Raw genomic sequence first — 1,167 nt, 5'->3', positions numbered from 1 at the left:
CCCTGCCGCAACTGCAAGCGGCGATGACCGAACTGGAAGCACCGCACCTGCAGCAGCTGGCAGTCACCACCGGCACCTACCCGGAGCTGGCGGCGCTGCTGGAAAAAGCCATCATCGACAACCCGCCCGCAATCATCCGTGACGGTGGCGTGTTGAAGACCGGTTACGACACCGAGCTGGATGAGCTGCAATCCCTGAGCGAGAACGCCGGGCAGTTCCTGATTGACCTGGAAGCCCGTGAAAAAGCCCGCACGGGCCTGGCCAACCTGAAAGTCGGCTACAACCGCGTGCACGGCTACTTTATCGAGTTGCCAAGCAAGCAGGCCGAGCAGGCGCCGATCGATTACCAGCGCCGCCAGACCCTCAAGGGTGCCGAGCGCTTTATCACTCCGGAGCTTAAAGAATTCGAAGACAAGGCGCTGTCGGCCAAAAGCCGCGCCCTGGCCCGGGAGAAAATGCTCTACGAAGCCTTGCTCGAAAGCCTGATCGACAAGCTTGCGCCGTTGCAGGACACCGCCGCCGCCCTGGCCGAGCTGGATGTACTGAGCAACCTGGCCGAGCGTGCCCTGAACCTTGACCTGAACTGCCCGCGCTTTGTCAGCGAGCCGTGCATGCGCATCGTGCAAGGTCGCCACCCGGTGGTGGAGCAGGTGTTGACCACGCCGTTCGTCGCCAACGACCTGTCGCTGGACGACGACACCCGCATGCTGGTGATCACCGGTCCGAACATGGGCGGTAAATCCACCTACATGCGTCAGACCGCGTTGATCGTGCTGCTGGCGCATATCGGCAGCTTCGTGCCGGCGGCAAGCTGCGAATTGTCACTGGTGGACCGCATCTTCACCCGGATCGGTTCCAGCGATGACCTGGCCGGCGGCCGTTCGACCTTTATGGTGGAAATGAGCGAAACCGCCAACATCCTGCACAACGCCACCGAACGCAGCCTGGTGCTGATGGACGAAGTGGGCCGCGGCACCAGCACCTTCGACGGGCTGTCCCTGGCGTGGGCGGCGGCCGAGCGTTTGGCGCACCTGCGGGCATATACGCTGTTCGCGACGCACTACTTCGAACTGACCGTGCTGCCGGAAAACGAGCCGTTGGTAGCCAACGTGCACCTCAATGCCACCGAGCACAACGAGCGCATCGTGTTTCTGCACCACGTGCTGC

At 62.8% G+C, this 1,167-nt stretch carries 1 protein-coding gene; it reads left to right on the top strand.

From position 1 onward, the window contains the following. The coding region (mutS, locus tag HX846_RS35905; RefSeq protein ID WP_178967313.1) for a DNA mismatch repair protein MutS at window positions 1–1,167 on the top strand (1,167 nt) is incomplete at both ends.

Source organism: Pseudomonas sp. K5002 (genome assembly GCF_013386655.1).
GTDB lineage: Bacteria > Pseudomonadota > Gammaproteobacteria > Pseudomonadales > Pseudomonadaceae > Aquipseudomonas.
Note: the sequence above shows the minus strand (reverse complement) of the source record. Positions and strands in the feature narration are given on the sequence as shown.